At 66.0% G+C, this 22177-nt stretch carries 22 protein-coding genes; 15 read left to right on the forward strand and 7 right to left on the reverse strand.

Going from position 1 to position 22177, the window contains the following annotated elements:
* Nucleotides 1–130 precede the first annotated feature (130 nt).
* The 4 genes from BDOA9_RS11250 to BDOA9_RS11265 all read right to left on the reverse strand — a co-directional run bounded on the left by BDOA9_RS11250 (nt 131) and on the right by BDOA9_RS11265 (nt 5569).
* Nucleotides 131–403, reverse strand: a complete 273-nt coding sequence (locus BDOA9_RS11250) for a hypothetical protein (RefSeq protein ID WP_152033225.1) — start codon at nt 401–403, stop codon at nt 131–133.
* A gap of 477 nt (nt 404–880) precedes the next feature.
* On the reverse strand, nt 881–2017 hold the full coding sequence (locus tag BDOA9_RS11255) for a DSD1 family PLP-dependent enzyme (RefSeq protein ID WP_025034039.1): 1137 nt from the start codon (nt 2015–2017) through the stop codon (nt 881–883).
* Between the two features lie 278 nt (nt 2018–2295).
* On the reverse strand, nt 2296–3720 hold the full coding sequence (locus tag BDOA9_RS11260) for a methyl-accepting chemotaxis protein (RefSeq protein WP_025034040.1): 1425 nt from the start codon (nt 3718–3720) through the stop codon (nt 2296–2298).
* A gap of 109 nt (nt 3721–3829) precedes the next feature.
* Nucleotides 3830–5569 carry a methyl-accepting chemotaxis protein gene (locus BDOA9_RS11265; protein ID WP_025034041.1) on the reverse strand — a complete coding sequence of 580 codons (1740 nt, stop codon included), beginning with the start codon at nt 5567–5569 and terminating at the stop codon, nt 3830–3832.
* A 205-nt stretch (nt 5570–5774) separates the two neighbouring features.
* Between BDOA9_RS11265 and BDOA9_RS11270 the strand changes: the two genes are divergently transcribed.
* The 7 genes from BDOA9_RS11270 to BDOA9_RS11300 all read left to right on the forward strand — a co-directional run bounded on the left by BDOA9_RS11270 (nt 5775) and on the right by BDOA9_RS11300 (nt 10947).
* Entirely contained in the window at nt 5775–6521 is a 747-nt protein-coding gene (locus BDOA9_RS11270; RefSeq protein ID WP_025034042.1) for a YebC/PmpR family DNA-binding transcriptional regulator, read from the forward strand.
* Between the two features lie 115 nt (nt 6522–6636).
* The gene (gene ruvC / locus BDOA9_RS11275; RefSeq protein ID WP_025034043.1) at nt 6637–7164 is read left to right on the forward strand and encodes a crossover junction endodeoxyribonuclease RuvC; all 528 of its coding nucleotides are present in this window, start codon (nt 6637–6639) and stop codon (nt 7162–7164) included.
* Nucleotides 7161–7778, forward strand: coding sequence for a Holliday junction branch migration protein RuvA (gene ruvA / locus BDOA9_RS11280; protein WP_025034044.1), 618 nt, complete (start codon nt 7161–7163; stop codon nt 7776–7778). The genes ruvC and ruvA overlap by 4 nt, the downstream gene beginning before the upstream one ends.
* Nucleotides 7775–8833: a Holliday junction branch migration DNA helicase RuvB gene (gene ruvB / locus BDOA9_RS11285; protein ID WP_025034045.1), complete on the forward strand. Its 1059-nt coding sequence runs from the start codon at nt 7775–7777 to the stop codon at nt 8831–8833. Before ruvA ends, ruvB begins: the two co-directional genes overlap by 4 nt.
* Nucleotides 8834–8961: 128 nt before the next feature.
* On the forward strand, nt 8962–9882 hold the full coding sequence (locus BDOA9_RS11290; protein WP_025034046.1) for a metallophosphoesterase: 921 nt from the start codon (nt 8962–8964) through the stop codon (nt 9880–9882).
* 68 nt (nt 9883–9950) lie between these two features.
* Nucleotides 9951–10400, forward strand: a complete 450-nt coding sequence (gene ybgC / locus BDOA9_RS11295; protein ID WP_025034047.1) for a tol-pal system-associated acyl-CoA thioesterase — start codon at nt 9951–9953, stop codon at nt 10398–10400.
* Nucleotides 10401–10479: 79 nt separating this feature from the next.
* Nucleotides 10480–10947 carry a nuclear transport factor 2 family protein gene (locus tag BDOA9_RS11300; protein WP_025034048.1) on the forward strand — a complete coding sequence of 156 codons (468 nt, stop codon included), beginning with the start codon at nt 10480–10482 and terminating at the stop codon, nt 10945–10947.
* A gap of 157 nt (nt 10948–11104) precedes the next feature.
* On the opposite strand, the gene BDOA9_RS11305 is transcribed toward BDOA9_RS11300, so the two are convergent.
* Entirely contained in the window at nt 11105–11809 is a 705-nt protein-coding gene (locus BDOA9_RS11305; RefSeq protein WP_025034049.1) for a type 1 glutamine amidotransferase, read from the reverse strand.
* 28 nt (nt 11810–11837) lie between these two features.
* Nucleotides 11838–12764: a LysR family transcriptional regulator gene (locus BDOA9_RS11310; protein ID WP_025034050.1), complete on the reverse strand. Its 927-nt coding sequence runs from the start codon at nt 12762–12764 to the stop codon at nt 11838–11840.
* A gap of 151 nt (nt 12765–12915) precedes the next feature.
* Here BDOA9_RS11310 and BDOA9_RS11315 point away from each other — a divergent pair, with 151 nt between their 5' ends.
* The 8 genes from BDOA9_RS11315 to BDOA9_RS11350 are packed head-to-tail and all read left to right on the forward strand — an operon-like array spanning nt 12916 to nt 21007.
* Nucleotides 12916–13872, forward strand: coding sequence for an N-carbamoyl-D-amino-acid hydrolase (locus BDOA9_RS11315; RefSeq protein WP_082847911.1), 957 nt, complete (start codon nt 12916–12918; stop codon nt 13870–13872).
* Nucleotides 13873–13908: 36 nt separating this feature from the next.
* Nucleotides 13909–14736, forward strand: a complete 828-nt coding sequence (locus tag BDOA9_RS11320; protein WP_025034052.1) for an ABC transporter substrate-binding protein — start codon at nt 13909–13911, stop codon at nt 14734–14736.
* Nucleotides 14733–15590, forward strand: coding sequence for an amino acid ABC transporter permease (locus BDOA9_RS11325; protein WP_025034053.1), 858 nt, complete (start codon nt 14733–14735; stop codon nt 15588–15590). The genes BDOA9_RS11320 and BDOA9_RS11325 overlap by 4 nt, the downstream gene beginning before the upstream one ends.
* Nucleotides 15587–16351 carry an amino acid ABC transporter ATP-binding protein gene (locus BDOA9_RS11330; RefSeq protein ID WP_025034054.1) on the forward strand — a complete coding sequence of 255 codons (765 nt, stop codon included), beginning with the start codon at nt 15587–15589 and terminating at the stop codon, nt 16349–16351. Before BDOA9_RS11325 ends, BDOA9_RS11330 begins: the two co-directional genes overlap by 4 nt.
* Before the next feature lie 16 nt (nt 16352–16367).
* Nucleotides 16368–17183, forward strand: coding sequence for an ABC transporter substrate-binding protein (locus tag BDOA9_RS11335; RefSeq protein ID WP_025034055.1), 816 nt, complete (start codon nt 16368–16370; stop codon nt 17181–17183).
* Complete coding sequence (locus tag BDOA9_RS11340) at nt 17170–18054, forward strand: polysaccharide deacetylase family protein (RefSeq protein WP_025034056.1); 885 nt, start codon at nt 17170–17172, stop codon at nt 18052–18054. The genes BDOA9_RS11335 and BDOA9_RS11340 overlap by 14 nt, the downstream gene beginning before the upstream one ends.
* Nucleotides 18054–19637 carry an ABC transporter substrate-binding protein gene (locus BDOA9_RS11345; RefSeq protein WP_025034057.1) on the forward strand — a complete coding sequence of 528 codons (1584 nt, stop codon included), beginning with the start codon at nt 18054–18056 and terminating at the stop codon, nt 19635–19637. The genes BDOA9_RS11340 and BDOA9_RS11345 overlap by 1 nt, the downstream gene beginning before the upstream one ends.
* Nucleotides 19634–21007 carry an amidohydrolase family protein gene (locus BDOA9_RS11350; protein ID WP_025034058.1) on the forward strand — a complete coding sequence of 458 codons (1374 nt, stop codon included), beginning with the start codon at nt 19634–19636 and terminating at the stop codon, nt 21005–21007. The genes BDOA9_RS11345 and BDOA9_RS11350 overlap by 4 nt, the downstream gene beginning before the upstream one ends.
* Here BDOA9_RS11350 and BDOA9_RS11355 read toward each other — a convergent pair.
* Nucleotides 20997–21920: a LysR substrate-binding domain-containing protein gene (locus BDOA9_RS11355; RefSeq protein ID WP_025034059.1), complete on the reverse strand. Its 924-nt coding sequence runs from the start codon at nt 21918–21920 to the stop codon at nt 20997–20999. The genes BDOA9_RS11350 and BDOA9_RS11355 overlap by 11 nt on opposite strands.
* Nucleotides 21921–22177 lie beyond the last annotated feature (257 nt).

Raw genomic sequence — 22177 nt, forward strand, 5'->3', positions numbered from 1 at the left:
TAATAACACGCGGTGAACTTGTCCGCTTTGGGTCAATCGCGACGGTCGTGCCGGCTTTAAGTTAGGTCCGGTCTACCCCTGGCCACCGACAGATCCTCGGCCGTGGGCTGCGGCAACGAGGTAAAGCTGCTCACCCCCAATCACGAAAGCGACCCTCGGGACGGCACTTGAGCTCCCAATGGGTGTTCTCGCCGACGTTTTCATACGTCCAATCGATTTCGACGCTCTTGGTCAGCCGATCTATCCGGCCAGAGATGGTCGGCTGCCCATTCGCGTATTGGCTGCTGAACCCCACAAGCAAGGGAGTAATCTTCGTGATCGGTAGGATCTTATCCTGAAAAGACACTGTTTGATCGACGTCGCTCACAATGATGCCGAGATTGGAGAGGGGTGCAAATTCCAACTCTGCTCCGGGCCTACCCACCAACCTACTCGTTCCGGTGCATCGTAAAGTTACTTTCGGGCTTTGCTGCTGAGCGTCGACGGACTGCATCGATGCAAGCAACAAGAACAAGCATGTTAGTCTCATCGACGACAGGGCCTCGTTGCTAGGTCAAATGCTGTCTTCATGGGCTGGCATCATAGCTGCCGAGGACTACCGCCGCAAAGATCCGCTTTGGGTCTTGGTTGTGTGCAAACGGTCGGCTCAGGCAATGTCTGCACGTCCCTTGGAAAAGGGCAGTCCCTAATGATGAGTGCACGCCTGGTGCGCAATTGCGAACGAGGGGCCGGGACTCCTGCTCCAAGGACCCCGTTGTTTCGCGAAGCTGGTCGCTCCGATTGTTCGTCAATCTCTTGCTGCGGGGGCATGGGTCCCGAATCTCCGCTTTGCTTGTCCGGGACGACGGCGGAGATCGTCGCGCGCAATCACGCGTCAATCTCAGGTGACCGCGCCCCGCGCCGCGACTGGCCAAAGTGCCTCCACGCGGGCATCCGGCGTGCCGAAGCCTCGCACGCCGACATACCAGTCGTAGAGATTGACGGTCGGGTCGCAATGGCCGGGGATCAGCGTCACCTTGTCGCCGATCGCCAGTCGCGGCGAAGCGCTGTCGAACTCGAGCAGGCCGTGCTCGTCGGAGGGCCTGTGATAGCGCAGGTCGGGCCGGCCGAGCACGGTCGGAAATCCGCTGTCGTTCGACAGGGCCTTGTGGCCGGCGTCGATGACGGCGCGTTCGCCGGCGCCGGTGCTCATCACCGTCGCGATCACGAACAGCGCATGCTCGAACGGATTGGCGTTGCGCGCCCCGTCGGCGAGGTTCTTGGCGTAGTCGGCGTCCATGAAGATATAGGAGCCCGCCTGCAATTCGTTCCAGATGCCGCTCGCGCCTTCGATCTCGAATGTGCCGGTTCCCGCACCTCCAATCGTCCGGCACTGAAAGCCCGCGTCCTTGAGGACGCGCAGTGTCTCCGCGGTCGCGTTCGCGGCACCGGCGATGGCCGCGCGCCGCTCCTCCGGCGTGCGCAGATGCTGGGCGGAGCCGTGATAGGCCTGCAAGCCGCCGAACGACAGGAAGCGCGACGCCGTCACCTGCCGCGCCAGGGTGGCCACCGCCGGGCCCGGCCTGACGCCGCAACGACCGGCGCCGACGTCGATCTCGACCAGGACTTCGATTTGCGATCCTGCCCGCTCCGCGGCGTGCGACAGCTGCTCGACCATGATCGCATCGTCGACGCAAACGCCGATGCGTGCGTGGCGCGCGAGGCCTGCGAGCCGTTCCAGCTTCCGCAGGCCCACCACCTCATTGCTGACGAGCACGTCGCTCACCCCGCCCGCCACCAGGATCTCGGCCTCGGCGACCTTCTGGCAGCATAGGCCGACCGCGCCGCGCGCGATCTGCTTGGCCGCGATGATCGGCGACTTGTGCGTCTTCGCATGCGGCCGCAAGCGAACGCCGAGCTTGCTCACCGTCGCCGCCATCGTGTCGAGATTGCGCTCGAAGGCGTCGAGGTCGATGATCAGCGCCGGTGTATCGATCTCGGAAAACGGCGCGCCGATTTGGGCGGGTGGACAGGACATCGAAAAGCCAGCTTGCTGTGTTCGGGTTCGTGCGAATGCGCGGCGGCATGTCTACGGCAACGTCGGCCGCCGCACCAGTGCAGTCGGCTTTTGTGCTCGGCAGGCGGCGGGGCGAATCGCATCACAATTTCGGAATAATAGCATTCTAGCCCTGTTTTGCCCGACGAGTCAACGCGCGCCACGGCCTGCCGGCGTAAGCCATTGATTCCACACATCCCGGCTACTGTGCATGGGGTTGTTTTCGAGCTTTTTGTTTTGAGGGCGCCGGAGCGCTCTCGTCAGCCCTGGCGAAAGCCCATCCGGAAGGCGCCCCAGTGCTTGCCGCGGATCATGATCGGCGAGGACAGGTCCTTCATCAGCACGAACTGGCCGCCGCCCATGTCGCGGCGATAGGTCTGCAGCAGGAACGGCTTTGTGTTGGCCGCGACCTTCTTCACCGCGCGGTCGGTGAACAGGCGGCGGTTGCGGCAATTGGCGTTGTTCCAGACCGGGTCCTTGCCCTGCGGCAGGCGGTAGTTCGGATTGTGCGTCGGCAGGTACCCGCCTTTGGCCCAGGCGACGCAGAACACGATGCGCGGATCGGATGTCTGGATCGGGTCCTGGATCGCGGGCAGCACGCGGTCGGTGAACGCGACGTAATCGGTGAGGTACTGCTTCGGATCGGTGCCTGATATCTCGCGATAGGTCTCGTCCATGAGCTGGTCGAGCGTGATCTCGCCGCGCTCGATCGCGGCCTCGAACTCGGCCGAGATCTGCTTCGCGGTGTCGACGACGATACGGACCAGCGGCGCGTCCGATGTCTCCACGCCGCTGTCGGCGATCAGCGCGATCAGGCCTTCGGAAGTATCGAGCAGCTTCGCCACCCGCTCGTCGGCGCTTCGGAGGTCGCGCGAGGAGAGGTCGACGCCCTTGGCGAGCTCGCTGAGCTCGCTGATCACGGTGTCGCAATGGCCGAGATTGGAGGTCGCCGCGCGCGCGACGCCGTCGATCTCGGCTTCGACCGAGGCGAAGCCCTGCTGGACGCGCGAGATGATGCCGGAAATCGCTTGCGCGCCTTCGCCGGCGGTCTTGGCGCGCTGCGAGGCATCGCTGCTGTCGCCGATCAGGCCTTCGATCTGGCCGTCGAGATCGCGCACGGTGTCGGAGATCTCATGCGTGGCCTGGCGCGTGGCCTCCGCGAGGTTCTTGACCTCGCTTGCGACCACCGCAAAGCCGCGGCCGGCATTGCCGGCGCGCGCCGCTTCGATGGTGGCATTGAGCGCGAGCAGGTTGGTTTGCTTGGCGATCGCCTCGATCGAGCCGGAAACCTTCGCCACCTGCGTCAGCGCCGCGCCGACGGCGGACAGGCGCGCCTCGATCCGCTCCACCGCGGCGACGAGCTCGGAGATGTGGCTGACCGCGGTGTCGACGGCGCCGCGCGACTGCGCGATCTCGCCGACCGCAGCCGACGTCGTGGTTTGCACCGCCTGCGAGGCGTTGGCGATGTCGTGATTGGCCGAGACCATCGTCTCGGCCGTCTTCTGCAGATGGTGAAACCGTTCCGACTGGCTCGCGACGCGGTTGGCGACGTCCTGGACGTTGCCGGCGATGTCGGCGAGCTCGACGCCGAGACCGCCGATGCGGTCGGCGAGTTGGTCGATCAGGCGTTCGGCCAGCGTCCGGTTGGAGGCGGTGTCCAATACGGCAAGTTGTGCAAAGGACATGTACGGGGCTCTCTCCAGTCGGAGCCGTTGATCGGCTCCTCGGCAGCATTCCGATTCCAGGTCCGACCTTAGAGGATGATTCGCGCCCGGCGTCTTGCCTGAGCGTGCACTACAGCTTGTAGGCCGTGCGGAAGCCGCCCCAGTGCCGGCCCTGCACGCGGATCGGGACGTCGATCTCGCGCATCATCACCGTGTTCCCGTTGCCCATGTCGCGCGCATAGCTCTGGACCAGGTACGATCGCAGGTTGCGTGCGGCAGCCAGCCCCGCCGGATCGTTGAAGATGCGCCGGTTGCGGCTGTTGGCCGTGTTCCAGGCGACGTCGCCCGGCCGCTGCGGATGCGAATAGATCTTGTTGTGCACCGGCAAAAAGCCGTTGCGGTCGACCATGGCGCAGAACGCCAGCCGCGGCTCCTTCGCCAGGAAGGCCTCCTGGAACGGCGGCAGGGCGCGATCGGCCCAGTCGAGATATCTGGTGCGGTATTGCTGCGGATTGGTGCCTGCAATCTCCACATAGTCGGTGTCGAACAGGTCGTCGATCCCGACCTCGCCGCGCGCAACCGCCTGCTCGAAGATCTTCGTCAGCGCGTTGCCCGCTTCCATCGCACGGGTGACGAGTTCGGTGTTCTCCTCGTGGATCGACCAGAGCTTGTCCTCGATCTTCTCGCTGAGCGCGGCGGTGGCGCCGACGAATTGCGCGCGGGCGCCGGCCTTCGATTGCTCGACCACGCGCAGGCGGCAGGCGCCGATGTCCTCCAGGCTGCCTTCGATCATGGCTTGCGCCCCGAGCCGGCTCGCGTCCGCGCCGCCGATCAGGACGCCCTCCATCGCGATTTCATAGACCGGCATCACGCCGCGCGCGGTTTCGAATTTGAGGTGGCAGGGCAGCCGCTCGGTCTTGCGGCGGTCGTCGTGCTCGCTTTGTCGCAGCAGCACGGCGCAGCGCGATTTCAGCTTCTGGGCGAAGGTGGTGACGGCCTTGCCGGCGCTGGCGACGCTTTCGCCATGGGTCTCGGCGGCCTTGGTCGCGGCGTCGATCTCGGCCGCGCTCTCGCCGACCGAGATGATGAACTCCGAGGCGCTGGCGGCATTGCCGGAGACTTCGCTGGTCGTGGCGTTTTGCTCGGCGACCGCGCCGTTGACGGTGTCGAACACCGGGCGGATCGCCTCGATCGCCTGCGAGATGCGGTGCACCGCGTCCGCCGAGCCGGCGGCGTCGCGCTGCAGCGCGTCGATCTTCTTGGTGATCTCCTCGGTCGCGCTCTGGGTCTGCACCGCGAGCGCCTTGACCTCGGTGGCGACGACGGCAAAGCCTTTTCCGGCTGCGCCCGCGCGGGCGGCCTCGATGGTCGAGTTGAGCGCAAGCAGCGTGGTCTGCCGCGCGATCTGCGCGATCAGGTTGACGACGTTGCCGATGGCCGCGGAGGATTCGCGCAGGCGGTCGACATTGGCGCGGGCTTCCTGCGCGGCGGCGCTGGCCTCGTCGGCGAGCTTGCCGGCCTCGCGGACCTGCGCGCCGATGCCTTGCGCGGACTGGGTGAACTTGTCGGCGGCATGGGCGAAGGTGGAGGCGGTGGACTGCGCCGCGTTGGTCCGGCCGGTCAGGGCATCGGTGCGGTCGCGAATGGCGGCGAGGGTCGCCGCGGTCGCCTCGGCCCCGCCGGCGACGGAATTGGCGGCGCGCTCAAGCTGCCGGATCATGGCGCCGAGCTCAAGTTCCAGCAACTCCAGGATTTCCCGGGCCGAATCACCCTCGGTGGCTGCGACGGGCTCGGAATGGGCCGCCGGCTGCGCGGCGGCCGCAGGCGCAGCCATGTCCGGTAGACGCTTCCGAAATAGTCCGAAGGCCATCGGGTTTCTCTTGTCGGGGAACAGTCGGACGCTATTTTCGCAGTCCGGAATGAAATCAGGGTTAACGGTGCCTGACATCTGGGCACTTCCGTTACGGTATTACCTTAAAGTCGTAGAGCCCCCTTTCATTCCGGTGGGCTGGCGGCCTATAAGGCCGCGCTTCCCACGCTCACCCTTGGCGCACGATTCCATCACGAGATCACGCATGGCCGGACACTCCCAATTCAAGAACATCATGCACCGCAAGGGGCGGCAGGATGCCCAGAAGTCGAAGCTGTTCGGCAAGCTGGCGCGGGAAATCACCGTCGCCGCCAAGCTGGGCACCCCCGATCCCGCCATGAACCCGCGCCTGCGCGCCGCCGTGATCGCGGCGCGCCAGGAAAACATGCCGAAGGACAATATCGAGCGCGCCATCAAGAAGGCGCTCGGCAGCGACGGCGAAAACTATGACGAGATCCGCTACGAGGGTTACGGGCCGGGCGGCGTCGCCGTCATCGTCGAGGCGCTGACCGACAACCGCAACCGCGCCGCCTCCGACATCCGCTCCTTCTTCACCAAGTCCGGCGGCAATCTCGGCGAAACCGGCTCGGTCTCCTTCATGTTCGACCGCACCGGCATCATCGAATATGACCGCAGGGTCGCCTCCGATGACGCCGTGCTGGACGCCGCGATCGAGGCCGGCGCCGACGATGTGATCTCGGGCGAGGGCGGCCACGAGATCTACGCCTCGACCGAAAGCTATCGCGACGTCGCCAAGGCGCTGGAAGCCAAGTTCGGCGAGCCGCGCAAGGCCGCGCTGATCTGGAAGCCGCAGAACACGATTGCGGTCGACGACGAGACCGGCGAGAAGCTCTTGAAGCTGATGGACCTGCTCAACGAGCACGACGACGTCCAGAACGTCTACGCCAATTTCGAGGTGTCGGACGCGCTTGTTGCGAAGATGGGCGGCTGAGGCCGCTCTCGCGTCCCGGACGCGCTGCGTCGCGCCCGGGGCGAGACCGCCTTTCCCCTGTTACTTTCGTTCTGTTTCTGTTTCCCCCGCCGCGGCCAGCCGCTATCACTGGCCCATGACTGCGCTCCCGATTCGTGGCCCCGTTCGCATCATCGGCATCGACCCCGGCCTGCGCCGCACCGGCTGGGGCGTGATCGAGGCCGAGGGCAATCGCCTGATCTACGTGGCCTGCGGCTCGGTGGAACCGCCGGACGATCTGCCGCTGGCGAGCCGGCTGCTCGCGATCCATGAAGGGCTCGCGTCCGTCCTGTCCGATCACCGGCCGGCGGAAGCGGCGGTCGAGCAGACCTTCGTCAACAAGGACGGGGTTGCGACGCTGAAGCTCGGCCAGGCCCGCGGCGTCGCCATGCTGGCGCCCGCAATGTTCGGCATCTCTGTCGCAGAATACGCGCCGAACCAGGTCAAGAAGACGGTGGTCGGCGCCGGCCACGCCGACAAGCAACAGATCGCGATGATGCTGAAGATCCTGCTGCCGAAGGCCGAGCCGCCGTCCGCGGACGCCGCCGACGCGCTCGCCATCGCCATCACCCACGCCCATCACCGCCAGAGCACCGCGCTCCGGCTGAAGGTGGTGGGGCTATGATCGGCAAGCTCAAGGGCCTGATCGATTCCTACGGCGAGGATTTCGTCATCCTCGACGTCGGGGGCGTCGGCTATCAGGTGCATTGCTCCTCGCGAACGCTGCAGCATCTGCCCTCGCCGGGCGAGGCCGCGGTGCTCTCCATCGAGACCTATGTCCGCGAGGATCAAATAAAACTGTTCGGCTTCCGCACCGATCAGGAGCGCGAATGGTTTCGCCTGCTCCAGACCGTGCAGGGCGTCGGCGCCAAGGTGGCACTCGCCGTGCTCGGCACGCTACAGCCTTCCGATCTCGCCAATGCGATTGCGCTGCGCGACAAGGCCGCGGTGGCGCGCACGCCCGGCGTCGGCCCCAAGGTCGCCGAGCGCATCGTCACCGAATTGAAGGACAAGGCGCCGGCCTTCGCCAATGTCGATCCCGCCGTCGTGCATCTTGCCGGCGCCGTCGACGACCAGCGCGCGCCGCGCCCCGTTGCCGATGCCATCTCCGCGCTGGTCAATCTCGGCTATGGCCAGCCGCAGGCCGCCGCGGCGATTGCCTCGGCCTCGCGCAGTGCGGGTGAGGGCGCCGAGACGGCGCAGCTGATCCGGCTGGGCCTCAAGGAGCTCGCGAAGTGAGCGACCCCAAGGCCAGCCGCATGGTCTCGCCTGAGCGCCGCAGCGATGATGTCGGCGACACCGCGCTGCGGCCGCAATCGCTGTCCGATTTCGTCGGCCAGCAGCAGGCGCGCAAGAACCTCTCGATCTTCATCGAGGCGGCGCGCAAGCGCGGAGAGGCGCTGGATCACGTGCTGTTCGTCGGTCCCCCCGGCCTCGGCAAGACCACGCTGGCGCAGATCGTGGCGAAAGAGCTCGGTGTCGGTTTCCGCGCCACGTCAGGCCCGGTGATCGCCAAGGCCGGCGATCTTGCCGCGCTCCTCACCAATCTCGAAGAGCGTGACGTGCTCTTCATCGACGAGATCCATCGCCTCAGCCCGGCGGTGGAGGAGGTGCTCTATCCCGCGATGGAGGACTTTCAGCTCGACCTCATCATCGGCGAGGGGCCGGCGGCGCGCTCGGTGAAGATCGAGCTGTCCAAATTCACCCTGGTCGGCGCCACCACGCGCGCCGGCCTTCTCACCAATCCCTTGCGCGACCGCTTCGGCATTCCGGTGCGGCTGAACTTCTATACGATCGAGGAATTGGAGAGCATCGTCAGCCGCGGCGCGCGCGTGCTCAACGTCGGCATGAGCGCTGATGGCGCCAACGAGATCGCGCGTCGCGCCCGCGGCACGCCCCGCATCGCCGGTCGTCTGCTCCGCCGGGTGCGCGATTTCGCCTCGGCGGCCGATGCCGACAAGATCGACCGCAAGATTGCCGACCACGCGCTGAGCGCGCTCGAGGTCGACGCTGCCGGCCTCGATGCCATGGATCGCCGCTATCTCACCACCATTGCGCTCAACTATGGCGGCGGCCCGGTCGGCGTCGAGACCATGGCCGCGGCCTTGTCGGAGCCGCGCGATGCCATCGAGGACATCATCGAGCCCTATCTGATCCAGTGCGGCTATCTGCAGCGCACCCCGCGCGGCCGCCTGCTGACCTCGCACGCCTTCCGTCATCTCGGCATCGCCGAGCCGTCGCGCGATACGGCGGCGCAGTTCGGCCTGTTCGGCACGGATGATAGCGACGAGTGATCTGCTGAGCCCAGCGCTGTTCCGGCTTGATGAACTTCCGTTAACCTCGTGCAGACGATCTGCACGAACGCACCCCAATTCCGCTCCAATCGGATATCATCAAGACGTCGCATCATCATCGGGCTTCCATGATCACGCGCCGTCATCTCATCCGTTCCATCGGCGGCCTGTCCGCCCTCGGTGTCTCGACCGCAGCTTATGGCGTCGGTGTCGAACCGGTGCTGCGCCTCCGCGTCACGCGCTATCATCCGATGCCGCGGCAGTGGCCGGCGGATCTTCCGCTGAAGATTGCCGCCATCGCCGACATCCATGCCTGCGATCCCTGGATGTCGCTGGAGCGCATCGAGGGCATCGTCGACCGGACCAACGCGCTCAACGCCGATCTCATCGTGCTGCTCGGCGACTATGTCGCCGGCCTTCACCATGTCACGCGCTTCATTCCGTCGAGCGAATGGGCGAGGGTGCTGGGGCGCCTGAAGGCGCCCCTCGGCGTCCATGCCGTCATGGGCAACCACGATTATTGGGACGACAGAACCGTGCAGCGGGCAGGGCGCGGGCCGACCATCGCACATCGTGCGCTGGAGGCGGCCGGCATCCCCGTCTACGAGAACGATGTCGTGCGCTTGACCAAGAACGGCCGTCCGTTCTGGCTTGCGGGGCTCGGCGATCAGCTCGCCTTCCTGCCGGCGCGCCGGTTTCGGAACGTGGTGCGCTTCGGTTCCGACGATCTCGCCGGCACGCTGGCCAAGATCACCGACGATGCGCCCGTCATCCTGCTCGCGCACGAGCCTAATATTGCGCCGCTCGTCCCCGCGCGCGTCGCGCTGCAGCTGTCCGGCCATACCCATGGCGGCCAGGTTCGCCTGCTCGGCTGGTCGCCGGCGGTCTCGCCCAGAAACGGCCTGCGGCTCGCCTATGGCCACTTCCGCCTGAAATGCGATCTCATCGTCTCCGGCGGCCTCGGTTGCAGCATCATGCCGCTCCGCGTCGGCGTGCCGCCCGAGATCGTCGAGGTGACGCTGGGGCGGGCAGGGCCGGTTGTGTCCTAACACGCTTGCGCGTCTGGCTGTTTTTGCGCAAAACGAGCCGGTACCCGACCAGCGAAGAGGCTCGCGACGTGACAGCTCATCTCGACGGCGAGATCCGCGACGGCCGCCACCACATGCAGGTCCGCGTCTATTACGAGGACACGGATTTTTCCGGCATCGTCTATCACGCCAATTACCTGCGCTACATGGAGCGCGGACGCACCAATCATCTCAGGCTGATGGGCGCCGAGCAGCAGGTGCTGTTCGAGCAGACCGAGACGGAAGGTGCGGGCTTCGCCTTCGTGGTGCGTTCGATGCACCTGGACTTCTTGAAGCCCGCGCGAATGGATGACGTGCTCGACGTCGTGACCTGGCCGGTCGCGGTGAAGGGGGCGTCCATCATGCTGGCGCAGGAGGTGCGGCGCGGCGACGACGTGCTGGTGAAGGCCGAGGTCCGCGTCGCCTTCATCAGCGGCGGTCGCGCCCAGCCGATTCCGAAATCGATCCGCCAGCTGATGAAGGCTGATCTGCTTTCGTGATCGCCCGATAGCGGATGGCCTATCGACTCCGCCAATTGCGACGATACATTCGCGGTCCCGATCAACCGATGAGGCCATCATGTCGCGCCCGCCGCTTCCACCCTTCACCCGCGAGACCGCCGCGCAAAAGGCCCGCATGGCCGAGGATGCCTGGAATTCACGCGATCCGGTGCGGGTCTCGCTCGCCTATACCGAGGACAGCCGCTGGCGTAACCGCTCCGAAGTGTTCCAGGGCCGCGAGGCCATCGTCGCCTTCCTCACCCGCAAATGGGAGAAGGAGCAGGATTACCGCCTGATCAAGGACCTCTGGGCCTTCGACGGCAACCGCATCGCGGTGCGCTTCCAGTACGAATGGCACGATGCAAGCGGACAGTGGTATCGCTCCTACGGCAACGAGCAATGGGAGTTTGACGAGCACGGCCTGATGAAGCGCCGTGAGGCCTCGATCAACGACATCGCCATTGCGGAGAAGGACCGCCGGTTTCGCTGGGCAGCGCCCGGGCCGCGGCCGGCCGATGTGCCGGGGCTGGGAGCGGATCCGTTCTGAACCACTTCCTCTCCCTCTCCCGTTCTTACGGGGAGAGGGTTGGGGTCAGGGGCTGTCTCAGCAAACTCGATGGCAGACGGACTCGCGGAGAATCCCCCTCACCCGGATTGCATCTTCGATGCAATCCGACCTCTCCCGCAAGCGGGGCGAGGTGAAATCAGCGCTTCGCCAAAAACCTCGTGATCGCCCCGCCGAGCTTCGCATTATCCATTGGCTCGGCCAGCGACGCTCTTGCCTTGGCAACGACATCCTCCGGCGCCTTGCCGTCGCGCAGATCGCAGCACACTTGCGCAAACCCCAGGTCGAACTCCGGATGCGGCTGCACGGTCAGCGTTGCGCCGTTGGCATAGAGCAGGCCGGCATGCGGGGCGAAGTCGGACGAGAGGATCGTCAGTGCGTCGTTCGGCGGCTCGATCACCTGGTCCTGATGCGAGGCGGCGATCGCGACGGCTTCGCCGTCGATCACGCCGTTCTCCGGCAGCACCTGATAGACGTGCCGGCCGATGCCCCAACCCTTCTCCGACTTGCGCACGGTGCCGCCGAGCGCCTGCGCGATCAGCTGGTGTCCGAAGCAGACGCCGACCATCGGCGTCTTGTTGGCGTAGGCCGTCCGCACGAAATCTTCCAGCGCCGCGATCCAGTCCAGCCCGTCATAGACGCCGGCCGCCGCGCCGGTGATCAGGACGGCCTCGAGCTGGCTCGGATCGGGAAGCGCATCGCCGTGGGGGATGCTGACGACCTCGATCGTCGCGGCCGGCTCCTCGGCGCGGATCATGCGCGCGAACATGTCCGGAAATGAACCGTGGCGCTCGCGGTATTTTTGCGGCACCTCTCCGGTCTCGATGATGGTGATGCGTGCCATGGGCCTCCCGGTCAAAAGGTTGCGAAGCTCAGCCGCTTTCTGCCCCATGTTGCTGGTGCGGCGCTGTGCGCTCGAGAAGAGCGCTCTCCTTGCGGATCTCGTTGAGGAAGGCCTTGGCCAGACGCGACAGCGGCTCGGCTTCCGACCATAGCATATAGGCGACCGCCTGCGTCGTCGGCGTGAACGGGCGGACGACGAGGCCGCTGCCGCCGTTCTGTCGCGGCGAGAAGGGATCGACCACCGCCGCACCGACGCCGGCGGCGGCCAGCACGCAGGCCGTGTTGCAGTAGCGCACCTCGACCGTCGGCCGGAACGGCGCACCGGCGCGGGCAAAGCTGTCGCGCACGGCTTCGCCGAGCCGCGTGCCGCGCTCGAGTCCGATGAAGGGCAGGCCGGAGAGATCCGTGGCCGAGATCACCGGCCGTTCCGCGAGCGGATGCTGCGGCGGCAGCACGCAAACCATCTCGCCGGTATGCACCACCTCATGCGCGATCCCGGGATGATGCGTCAGTCCGAGCGCGAAGCCGAGCTCGGCGACACGGCTCAGCACACCCTCGATGATGCCCTCATAGCGCCGTACGTCGAAGAACACCCGCGTCTCGGGTCGGCGGCGCAGGAAGCCCGACAGCGCGGATGGAATGATGCTGTAGGCGAGCGGCGGCGTCGCCACGATGGCGAGATGCCCGGAGCGGTTCTCGCGCAGATCGCGGACGCGGTTCTCGAGCTTGGCATGCAGCGCAAAGATCGCCTCGCTCTCCTTGTAGAGCGCCATCGCTTCGGCGGTTGGAAACAGCCGGTTGTTGAGGCGCTCGAAGAGCGCAAAGCCGGCCTGCGCCTCCATCGTCTTCAGCGCATTGCTGACCGCGGGCTGCGATAGCGCCAATTCGTCCGCCGCCGCCACCGTGGTGCGGTGGCGGATGACGGCGCGCAGGATCTCGAGCTGACGCAGGTTCATATCACTGCCGATTATAGTCAGGGCCAAAACATCATAGCAACGCGAATTGATTTTGCAGCAGTGCTTGTCCGTAATGGCGGCGGATTTGCACGTCGCATCAAAGGGTTCGTTCGCCCATTGAGGCAGCACTGCGCACAGATTGGAGGCAATCTTGGTTCGTGTCCTTCGCGCCGCCGCCGCTCAGATGGGGCCGACGCAAAAAGCGGATAGCCGCGATCATACGTTGTCGCGCATGCTCGACATGCTGGAGGAGGCGGCCGGCCGGGGTGCGAGCCTTGTGGTGTTTCCGGAGCTCGCCTTCACCACCTTCTTCCCACGCTGGCTGCTCGAAGGCGAGGCGCTCGACCGGTATTTCGAGCGCAGCATGCCGAACCCCGCAGTGGCAAAGCTGTTCGACCGCGCCCGTGCACTGCGCGTCGGCTTCTATGTCGGCTATGCCGAGCTGACGCCGGAGGGCCGGCGCTACAATTGCTCCATCCTGGTCGATCGCGACGGCGAGGTTCTCGGCCGCTATCGCAAGGTGCACCTGCCGGGCTCGGTCGAGCCGCGTCCGGGCGCGCGCTACCAGCAGCTCGAGAAGCGCTACTTCGAGTATGGCGACCTCGGCTTTCCCGCCTTCCGCGCCGGCTCTTCCTGGGCCCATGCCATCATGGGCATGATGATCTGCAACGACCGCCGCTGGCCGGAATCCTGGCGCGTGCTCGGTCTGCAAGGCGTCGAGCTCGTCTGCATCGGTTACAATTCGGCGGCCTACGATCCCAACGGCGGGACGACGGAAGACGGGGCCTTGCGCACTTTCCACTCGACGCTGGTGACGCAGGCTAACGCCTATATGAACGCGACCTGGGCGATCTCGGTGGCGAAGGCGGGCGAGGAGGACGGCTCCGGCCTGATCGGCGGCTCCTGCATCGTCGATCCCAATGGCCGCATCGTCGCCCAGGCGCAGACGCTGGCCGACGAGGTGATCGTCGCCGACATCGATCTCGACCTCTGCCGCCAAGGCAAGGACAAGATGTTCAACTTCGCCGCCCACCGGCGGCCCGAGCAATACAGGGTGATCACCGAGCGTGCCGGCATCATCGAGCCGGCCGTTCTCGACGCGGATTGATCAACGGCCGGTCGCGGCGTTGGCACAGGAGCTGACATGACACGCCTCTCGCATTTGCTTGCCTTCGCAGCGTTGGCTGCCGTGACGTCGGCGCGAGCAGCCGAGCTGCCGGCGGAGATCAAGCAGGCCGGCACGCTGAAGCTCACGGTCAACTCCACCTACGCGCCGATGGAATATCGCGATCCCGCCAGCAACGAACTGGTCGGGCTCGACATCGATCTGGCGAACGAGCTCGCCAAGCGCCTCGGCGGCCTCAAGATCGTCTGGAGCGAGACACCGTTCGCCGAGCTGATCCCGTCGCTCCAGACCAGGCGGGCCGACTTCATCATCTCCGGCATCTCGGATCGCGCCTCGCGGCGCGAGACCGCCGACTTCGTCGATTACCTCGCGACCGGCCCGCAGTTCTTCGTGATGGCGGAGAGCGCGGCCAAGGACGCCACCGATCTCTGCGGCAAGAAGGTCGGCACCACCCGCAGCACCAGCTTCCCGGTCGAGATCGAGAAATGGAGCAAGCAGAATTGCGAGCCGGCCGGCAAGCCCGCGATCCAGTACGTTCCCGGCGAGAATTCGATCGACGTCCGCAACCAGCTGAAGCAGGGCCGCATTGATGCCGCCGTGCAGGGCAGCGAGACGCTGCCTTACGCCCAGACGCAGGAGCCCGGCAAATACCGCGTGGTCGGCGAGCCCTTCGCCAGGGGTTATCAGGGCATCATGTTCCGCAAGGACGATGCGGCCTTGCGCGAGGTGGTGACGGAGAAGCTCGCGGCGATGATCGCCGACGGCTCGTACAAGGCCATTCTCGACAAATGGGGCTTGGGGAGCAATGCAGTCGCCCAGCCCATGCTGAACGCGGCGCCGCAATGAAGCCGGCGTCGGCACTCGCGCAAGGCTTTCCCGACCTGTCGGGCATGCGGATCGCGCGCGAGCCGCACTGGTTTCGCTGGATCAGCGCGGCCCTGATCCTCCTCGTGCTGGCGGCGATCGCGCGCGCCTTTGCGAACGGCCAGATCGAATGGTCCTATGTCAGCCGCTTCCTGACCGCAAAGGTCATCCTCGAAGGCATCGTCAACACCATGGTGATGGCGGTTTTGGCGATGATGCTCGGCATCTTCCTCGGCGTCGTCGTCGCGATCATGCGGCTGTCGCCCAATCCGGTGCTGAAGTCGGTCGCCGCCGGCTACACCTGGCTGTTTCGCGGCACGCCGCTGATCCTGCAATTGCTGCTGTGGTTCAACCTCGCGCTGGTGTTTCCGACCATCGGCATTCCCGGCCTGTGGTCCGCGCGCGCCGTCGACGTCATGACGCCGTTCCTCGCCGCGCTGCTCGGGCTCGGCATCAACCAGGGCGCCTACACCTCCGAAGTGATGCGCGCCGGCATGCTGTCGGTCGATATCGGGCAGTATGAGGCGGCGCAGGCCATCGGCATGGGACGGCTGCGGGCGCTGCGCCGGATCGTGCTGCCGCAGGCGATGCGCGTGGTGATCCCGCCGCTCGGCAACGAGTTCATCAGCATGGTGAAGGCGACCTCGCTCGCCAGCGTGATCCAGTATCCGGAGCTGCTGCACAATGCCGAGAACATCTACTACGCCAACTCGCGCGTGATCGAGCTCCTGATCGTCGCCGGGCTCTGGTACCTGCTCGTGGTCTCGATCCTGACCCCGCTCCAGATGTTGCTCGAACGCCGCTTTGCGCGCGGCACATTGCGGCTGGCGCGATGACAAAACCCCTCGTCGCGATCCGCTCTGTCGCCAAGAACTTTGGAGAGTTTCAGGCTCTCAACAACGTCTCGCTCGACGTCTGGTCCGGCGAGGTGATGTGCCTGATCGGCGCCTCCGGCTCCGGCAAGACGACGCTGCTCCGCTGCATCAACCAGCTCGCCACGATCGATGCCGGCGGCATCTGGCTCGACGGCGAGCTGCTCGGGGTGCGCGAGCACGGCGGCAAGCTCCATCGCCTCAGCGAGCGCGAGATCGGGCGGCAGCGGCTGAAGACCGGCATGGTGTTCCAGCGCTTCAACCTGTTTCCGCACAAGACCGCGCTGGAAAACATCACGGAAGGTCCGACCCAGGTTCAGGGGCGTAAAGCTGACGAGGTGCGCACTGAAGCGCTCGAGTTGCTTCGTCGCGTCGGGCTGGCGGCCAAGGCGGATTCCTATCCTGCGCAGCTCTCCGGCGGCCAGCAACAGCGCGTCGCGATTGCGCGGGCGCTCGCCATGAAGCCGATGCTGATGCTGTTCGACGAGCCGACCAGCGCGCTCGATCCCGAACTCGTCGGCGAGGTGCTCGCGGTGATGAAGGAGCTGGCGCGAAGCGGCATGACCATGATGGTGGTGACGCACGAGCTCGGCTTCGCCCGCGAGGTCGCCGACCGCGTCGTCTACATGGATCAGGGCGCGATCGTCGAGGAGGGCCGCGCCTCCGACGTGTTGGGCGCGCCGCGCGAGGAGCGCACCAAGGCATTTCTTTCGGCAGTGATCTGACATTGGGGGTATGGTGATGAAGAGACTTTTGCTTGCGGCGGCGTTCCTGGGCGCTATGAGCGCGTCGGCAATGGCGGCTGAATTGCCGCCGGACATCGCAAAGCGCGGCAGCATCAAGGTGGCGATCGTGCCGAACTATCCGCCGATGGAGTTCCGCGATCCCGCCACCAACGCGCTCTCCGGCTTCGACGTCGATCTCGGCGAGGCCATCGGCCGCAAGCTCGGCCTCAAGATCGAATGGACCGAGACCAGCTTTGCCGAATTCATGCCGTCGATTTCGACCGGGCGGGTGGACGCCATCCTGTCCGGCTTCACCGATTATGCGAGCCGGCACGAGGTCGCGACCTTCGTCGACTATTTGCGCAGCGGTCCGCAGTTCTTCGTGCAGGCGTCACGCAAGGCGGAATTCAAGGAGGCGACGTCGCTGTGCGGCAAGAAGGTCGGCGCCAGCCGCCGCACCATGTTCCCGGCCCAGATCGCGGCCTGGAGCGAGAAGAATTGCGGCAGCACTCCGATCCAGTTCGTCGGAACCGACGGCTCGGCCGACGCGCGGACGCAACTGCGGCAGGGCCGCATCGATGCCGCCGCCCAAGGCAACGAGACGCTGCCCTACATCATGGAGCTCGAGCCCAACACCTATGCGACCGTGGGCGAGCCCATCGCGCAGCAATTCACCGGCATTGCCCTGCCGGTGAAGGAGAAGGCTTTGCAGCAGGCCATGCTGGAGGCGGTCGACGCGCTGATCGCGGACGGCACCTACAAGACGCTGCTGGCCAAGTGGAAATTGAGCGACAACGCAATCGAGAAGGCGACCATCAATGCTGGACAGTAAGGCACTCCAGAGCATTCCGCTCGTTCCGGCCAACACCGCGGATCCCGCGCCCGACTATCCCTGGCCGAAGCCGTACAATTCCGCGATGTTCCTGTCGTTCGACGTGGACGCCGAGAGCGCCTGGACCAGCAAGGACGCGTTGCATGCGCAGCGGCTGATCACCATGAGCTATGGCGGTTATGAGGCGCGCGTCGGCACGCCGAAGCTCTTGGAGCTGCTCGACCAGCTCGATCTCAAGGCGACGTTCTTCGTCACGGGGTGGTCGGTCGACGCGCATCCGGCGATGGCGGAGTCTATCCTGAAGGCCGGTCACGAGATCGGCCATCACGGCTATCACCATCTGCTGCCCGACCCCGGCGATCCCTGGATCGAGGAGGAGCTGGAGCGTGGTTTCGAGGCGCTGAAGCGCCGGCTCGGCGTCAAGCCATCAGGTTATCGCGCGCCCTACGGCGAGTTCACCGAGGAGCTGCGTGTCGCGCTGGTGCGTCACGGCATCGTCTACACGTCCTCGTTCCGCGACGACGTCAGGCCCTACCGCCATCGCCTCGCCGACGGCAAGCCCGGCACGATCGAGCTGCCGGTCACCGCCAGCTATGACGACTGGATGCACGGCCTGTCCGCGCGTTTCAGCCCGCGCTCGATCTTCCCCAAGGAGCACGTGCTCTCGCTATGGAAGGACGAGCTGGATGAGGTCCGCGACTGGGGCGCGATGGTGACGACCGTGCTGCATCCGCAATGCAGCGGCCGCCCGATGCGGCTGCGTCTGCTGCGCGAGTTCCTGACCTATGCGAAGTCGTGCCCGGATGTCTGGATCACCACCGGCGAGAACATCGCGAAAAACTTCCTGCGTCACGAAGCCGGTAACCGATAATGTCCATCTCCCGCCGTTCGCTCCTCAAGGCTGGTGCGGCGCTGCCGGCGCTGTCGCTGCCGGGCATCGTCCGCGCTGAATCCCAGTCCACGCTGCGCTTCGTCCCTGTGATCGATCTCGCCTTCGTCGATCCGATCTATTCGACCGCGCAGGTGTCGCGAAACCACGGCTTCATGGTCTACGACACGCTCTACGGCATGAGCGCCTCGCTCCAGGTCTCGCCGCAGATGCTGTCGGGCCACGTCATCTCGGGCGACCTGCTGCAGTGGGATCTCACGCTTCGTGATGGTCTGTTCTGGCACGACGGCGAGCGCGTGCTGGCCCGCGACTGCGTCGCCAGCATCCGTCGCTGGGCCGCACGCGACGGCTTTGGTGGCGAGCTGATGGAGGCGACCGCCGAGCTCACGGCTGCCGACGACCGCACCGTCCGCTTCCGTCTGAAGCGTCCGTTCCCGCTGCTGCCGCAGGCGCTCGGCAAGGCCGCCATCAACGCCTGCTTCATGATGCCGGAGCGGCTGGCGAGCCAGGATCCGTTCAAGCCGCTCACCGAGGTGATCGGCAGCGGCCCGTTCCGCTATCTCGCCGACGAGCGCGTGCAGGGCGCCCGCAACGCCTACGCCAAGTTCGAGCGCTATCAGCCGCGCACCGATGGCAAGCCGGATTGGACCGCCGGGCCAAAGATCGTGCACTACGACCGCGTGGTCTGGACCACGACGCCCGATGCCGGCACCGGCGTCGCCGCGCTCCAGACCGGCGAGCAGGATTGGCAGGAGACCACGCCGCATGATCTCTTGCCGGTGATCAAGGCCGCCGGCGACATCGAGACGCGCGTCCTCGATCCCAGAGGCTACGCCTGCATGCTACGGCTCAATCATTTGCAGCCGCCGTTCGACAATCCGGCCATCCGCCGCGCACTCCTGGGGGCGATCGACCAGTCTGCGTTCATGACCGCGGTCGCCGGCACCGATCCGGCGTTCCAGGTCTCGCCGATCGGCTATTTCGCACCGGGCACGCCGATGGCGAACGAGGTTGGCCTCGACGTGTTCCGCGGGCCGCGCAACTACGACAAGGTCAAGGCCGACCTCAAGGCCGCCGGCTATAACGGCGAGAAGATCGTGCTGCTGGTCCCGACCAACTCCCTGGCGCAAAAGCCGCTCGGCGAGATCGCGGTGGACTCGTTGCGCAAGGCCGGCATGAACGTCGAATATGCCGGCCTCGACTTCGCCGTGGTGCTGCAGCGCCAGCTGAAAAAGGACCCGATCGGGCAGGGCGGCTGGAGCGCGGCGGTCGGCAATTGGCAGGGCATCGACTGGCTCAACCCGGCCGGCAACACCAACATCCGCGGCGAAGGCAAGGTCGCCGGCTGGTATGCGAGCGCGAAGATGGGCGAGTTGCGCAGCCAGTGGCTGGCGGCCTCCCAACTCGCCGAACAGCAGCGCATCTGCCGTCAGATTCAGGCGGTCGCGTTCGAGGAAATCCCCTATATTCCGATTGGCCTCTACAAGCAGCCGACCGCCTATCGCAAGGCCATCACCGGCATTCTCGACGGCACCGCCGTGTTCTGGAACGTGCGCCCCGCATGAGCACCACAGCCATCTTCGGCAGCTATGTGCTGTCACGCAAAGACGGCGCGCAGGATGTGCTGCGCGACCACTGGGTGCTGGTCGAAGGCAAGAAGATCGCCGCGATCACGCGCGACAGACCCCGCGCGGACGTGGTCTATGATCGTCCCGGCCGCTTCGTGCTGCCGGGCCTGCTCAACCTGCACAATCACTGCTTCAGCGAGGCAGTGGCGCGCAGCCACAGCGAGGACGGCAACGGCCGCAAGAACAACCAGAGCATCGTCTACACGGTGCTGTTGCCGCTGACCAAGCGCGGCGCTGAGATCCTGTCGGCGGAGGAGCGGCTGGCGGTCGCGCGGCTCGGCATCCTCCAGCTGCTCAAGGGCGGCGCCACCACGGTGATGGAGCCGTTCCGCAATTCGATCCCGGAGATGTTCGATGCCGCCGAGGAGATGGGCATCCGCTTCTACGGCGCGCCCTATCTGTTCTCGACGTCGGACGCCAAGGCCGGCCCCGACGGCGTCGTGCACTATTCCGGCGATGACGGCGCCGCCGACATGGCGACGTGGGATGCGCTCTACCAGCGCTGGAACAATCGCGGTGATGGCCGCATCTCACTCGCCATGAGCCCGCATGCCACCGACACCTGCGGCCCCGACCTCTTGAAGGCCTGCGCCACGCGGGCGCGCGAGCTCGGCGTTCCCATCACCACGCACATGGCGCAGAGCCGCGCCGAGGTCGAGACCATCGGCAAGCGCTATGGCGGCCGCACTCCGGCAGAATATCTGGACTGGCTCGGCCTGCTCGCGCCTGACCTGATGGCAGCGCACTGCATGTTCAGCAGCGACGATGATCTCAGGCTCATGGCCGCGCGCGGCATGACCGTCTTGAACTGCCCGCGCGTGTTCGCGCGCGCCGGCGTCACCGCGGCCTTCAGCCGGTTCGCCGAGCACGGCGTGCGCACCGTGGTCGGCACCGACGGCTACAACATGGACCTGCTCGGCGAGCTCAATGCGGCATCGCTGATCTCCAAGATCACCTCGGCACGCCCTGATGTGGCGAACTCACCCGAGCTGATCGAGGCGAACACGACGGTCGCCGCCGACGTCATCAAGCGGCCCGATCTCGGCCGCATCGAGCCGGGCGCGACCGCCGATCTCACCGTCGTCGATCTCACCCATCCGCATCTGCAGCCGCTGTTCGACCCGCGCCGCGCGCTGATCGCACTCGCCAACCGCGCCAATATCGATCAGGTCATGGTCGACGGTCGCGTGCTGGTCGATGAGGGACGCTATCTCGGCGCCGATGAAGCCGCGATCGTTGCGGCCGGCACCGCCGCGATCGGCAAGATCTGGGACCTGCCGGAGGCGCAGGCCGCGTTCAACGGCTGATCGCGGCCTCCGGCAGATCGTCGAATTCCGCGAGCGCCTTGCGCACGGTCTCGACGAAATCCAGCGCCATCGGCGAGGCGCTGCGCTGCGCCGGAAAGACCGCGGAGAATTCGAAGTCGATGCGGGGCAGGAAGCGGCGCGCGACGACGCCGCGCGTTGCAAATTCCTGCGCCGTGAAGGGATCGCAGATCGCGACGCCAAGCCCTGACGACACCATGCCGCACATGATCTCCGACAACGTGGTCTCGACCCTGAGCACGCGGCGGACATCATGGCGGTGGAAGACCTGGTCGACGAGGTGCCGGCTCGACGATCCCGCGGACAGCGAGATGAAGGTCTCGCCCTCGAAATCGCGTGGCTCCAGCACGTCCTTCTCCGCGAGGCGATGACCAGTCGGCAGCACCGCGACGCGCGCCGGCGCTGGCAATCTTTGGCTCGGCAAACCGGAATGCGCGATCGGCACCTCGGCAAAGCCGACGTCGCATTGATTGTTCAGCACCCAGTCGACCACGATCGGCGAGATGACACCGAAGAAGGCCAGGTTGAGGTTTGGCCGCTCCTTCAGGAAGTGACCGGTGAGCCGCGGCAGATAGCCGTTCGACAGCGCCGGCAGTGCTGCGATGCGTAGCGAGCCGGTGCGGCGTCCGCGGATTTCTTCCGCCGCCGCGGTGATGCGTTCGAGACCGACGAAGGAGCGCTCGACTTCGGTGTAGAGCGCCATCGCCGCGGCGGTCGGCACCAGACCGGTGCCGCGCCGTTCGAACAGCTCCATTTTCAGCAGGGCCTGGAGGTCGCGCAGCAACCGGCTGACGGCCGGCTGCGTCACCTTCATCAGCGCCGCCGCCTCGGTCACGCTCCCCGTCAGCATCGTCGCGCGGAAGGCCTCCACCTGCCGCGAATTGATCCGTGCCATCCCACCATCCAATCATAACATTTCGGCATGCAGAGGGTGCCATTATTCATTGGACGATGGAAGTGTAGGTCTGCGATCTTTTTCATCAGAGCTGGAGCCAGCCCGCTTTTTCGGCAGATCGGAGGGGTTCAAACCTCCAAATCGCGCCAAATCCCGTCGAACAGGGGCCGGAGCCCTGGGTCGGGGACGGATTTGCGCGGAAGGAAATGCGGAAGGCGCTTCGGCCGGAGACTTGTCGGCACGTCACCTCATTCCGG

Source organism: Bradyrhizobium sp. DOA9 (genome assembly GCF_000617845.2).
In the GTDB taxonomy this organism is placed as follows: domain Bacteria; phylum Pseudomonadota; class Alphaproteobacteria; order Rhizobiales; family Xanthobacteraceae; genus Bradyrhizobium.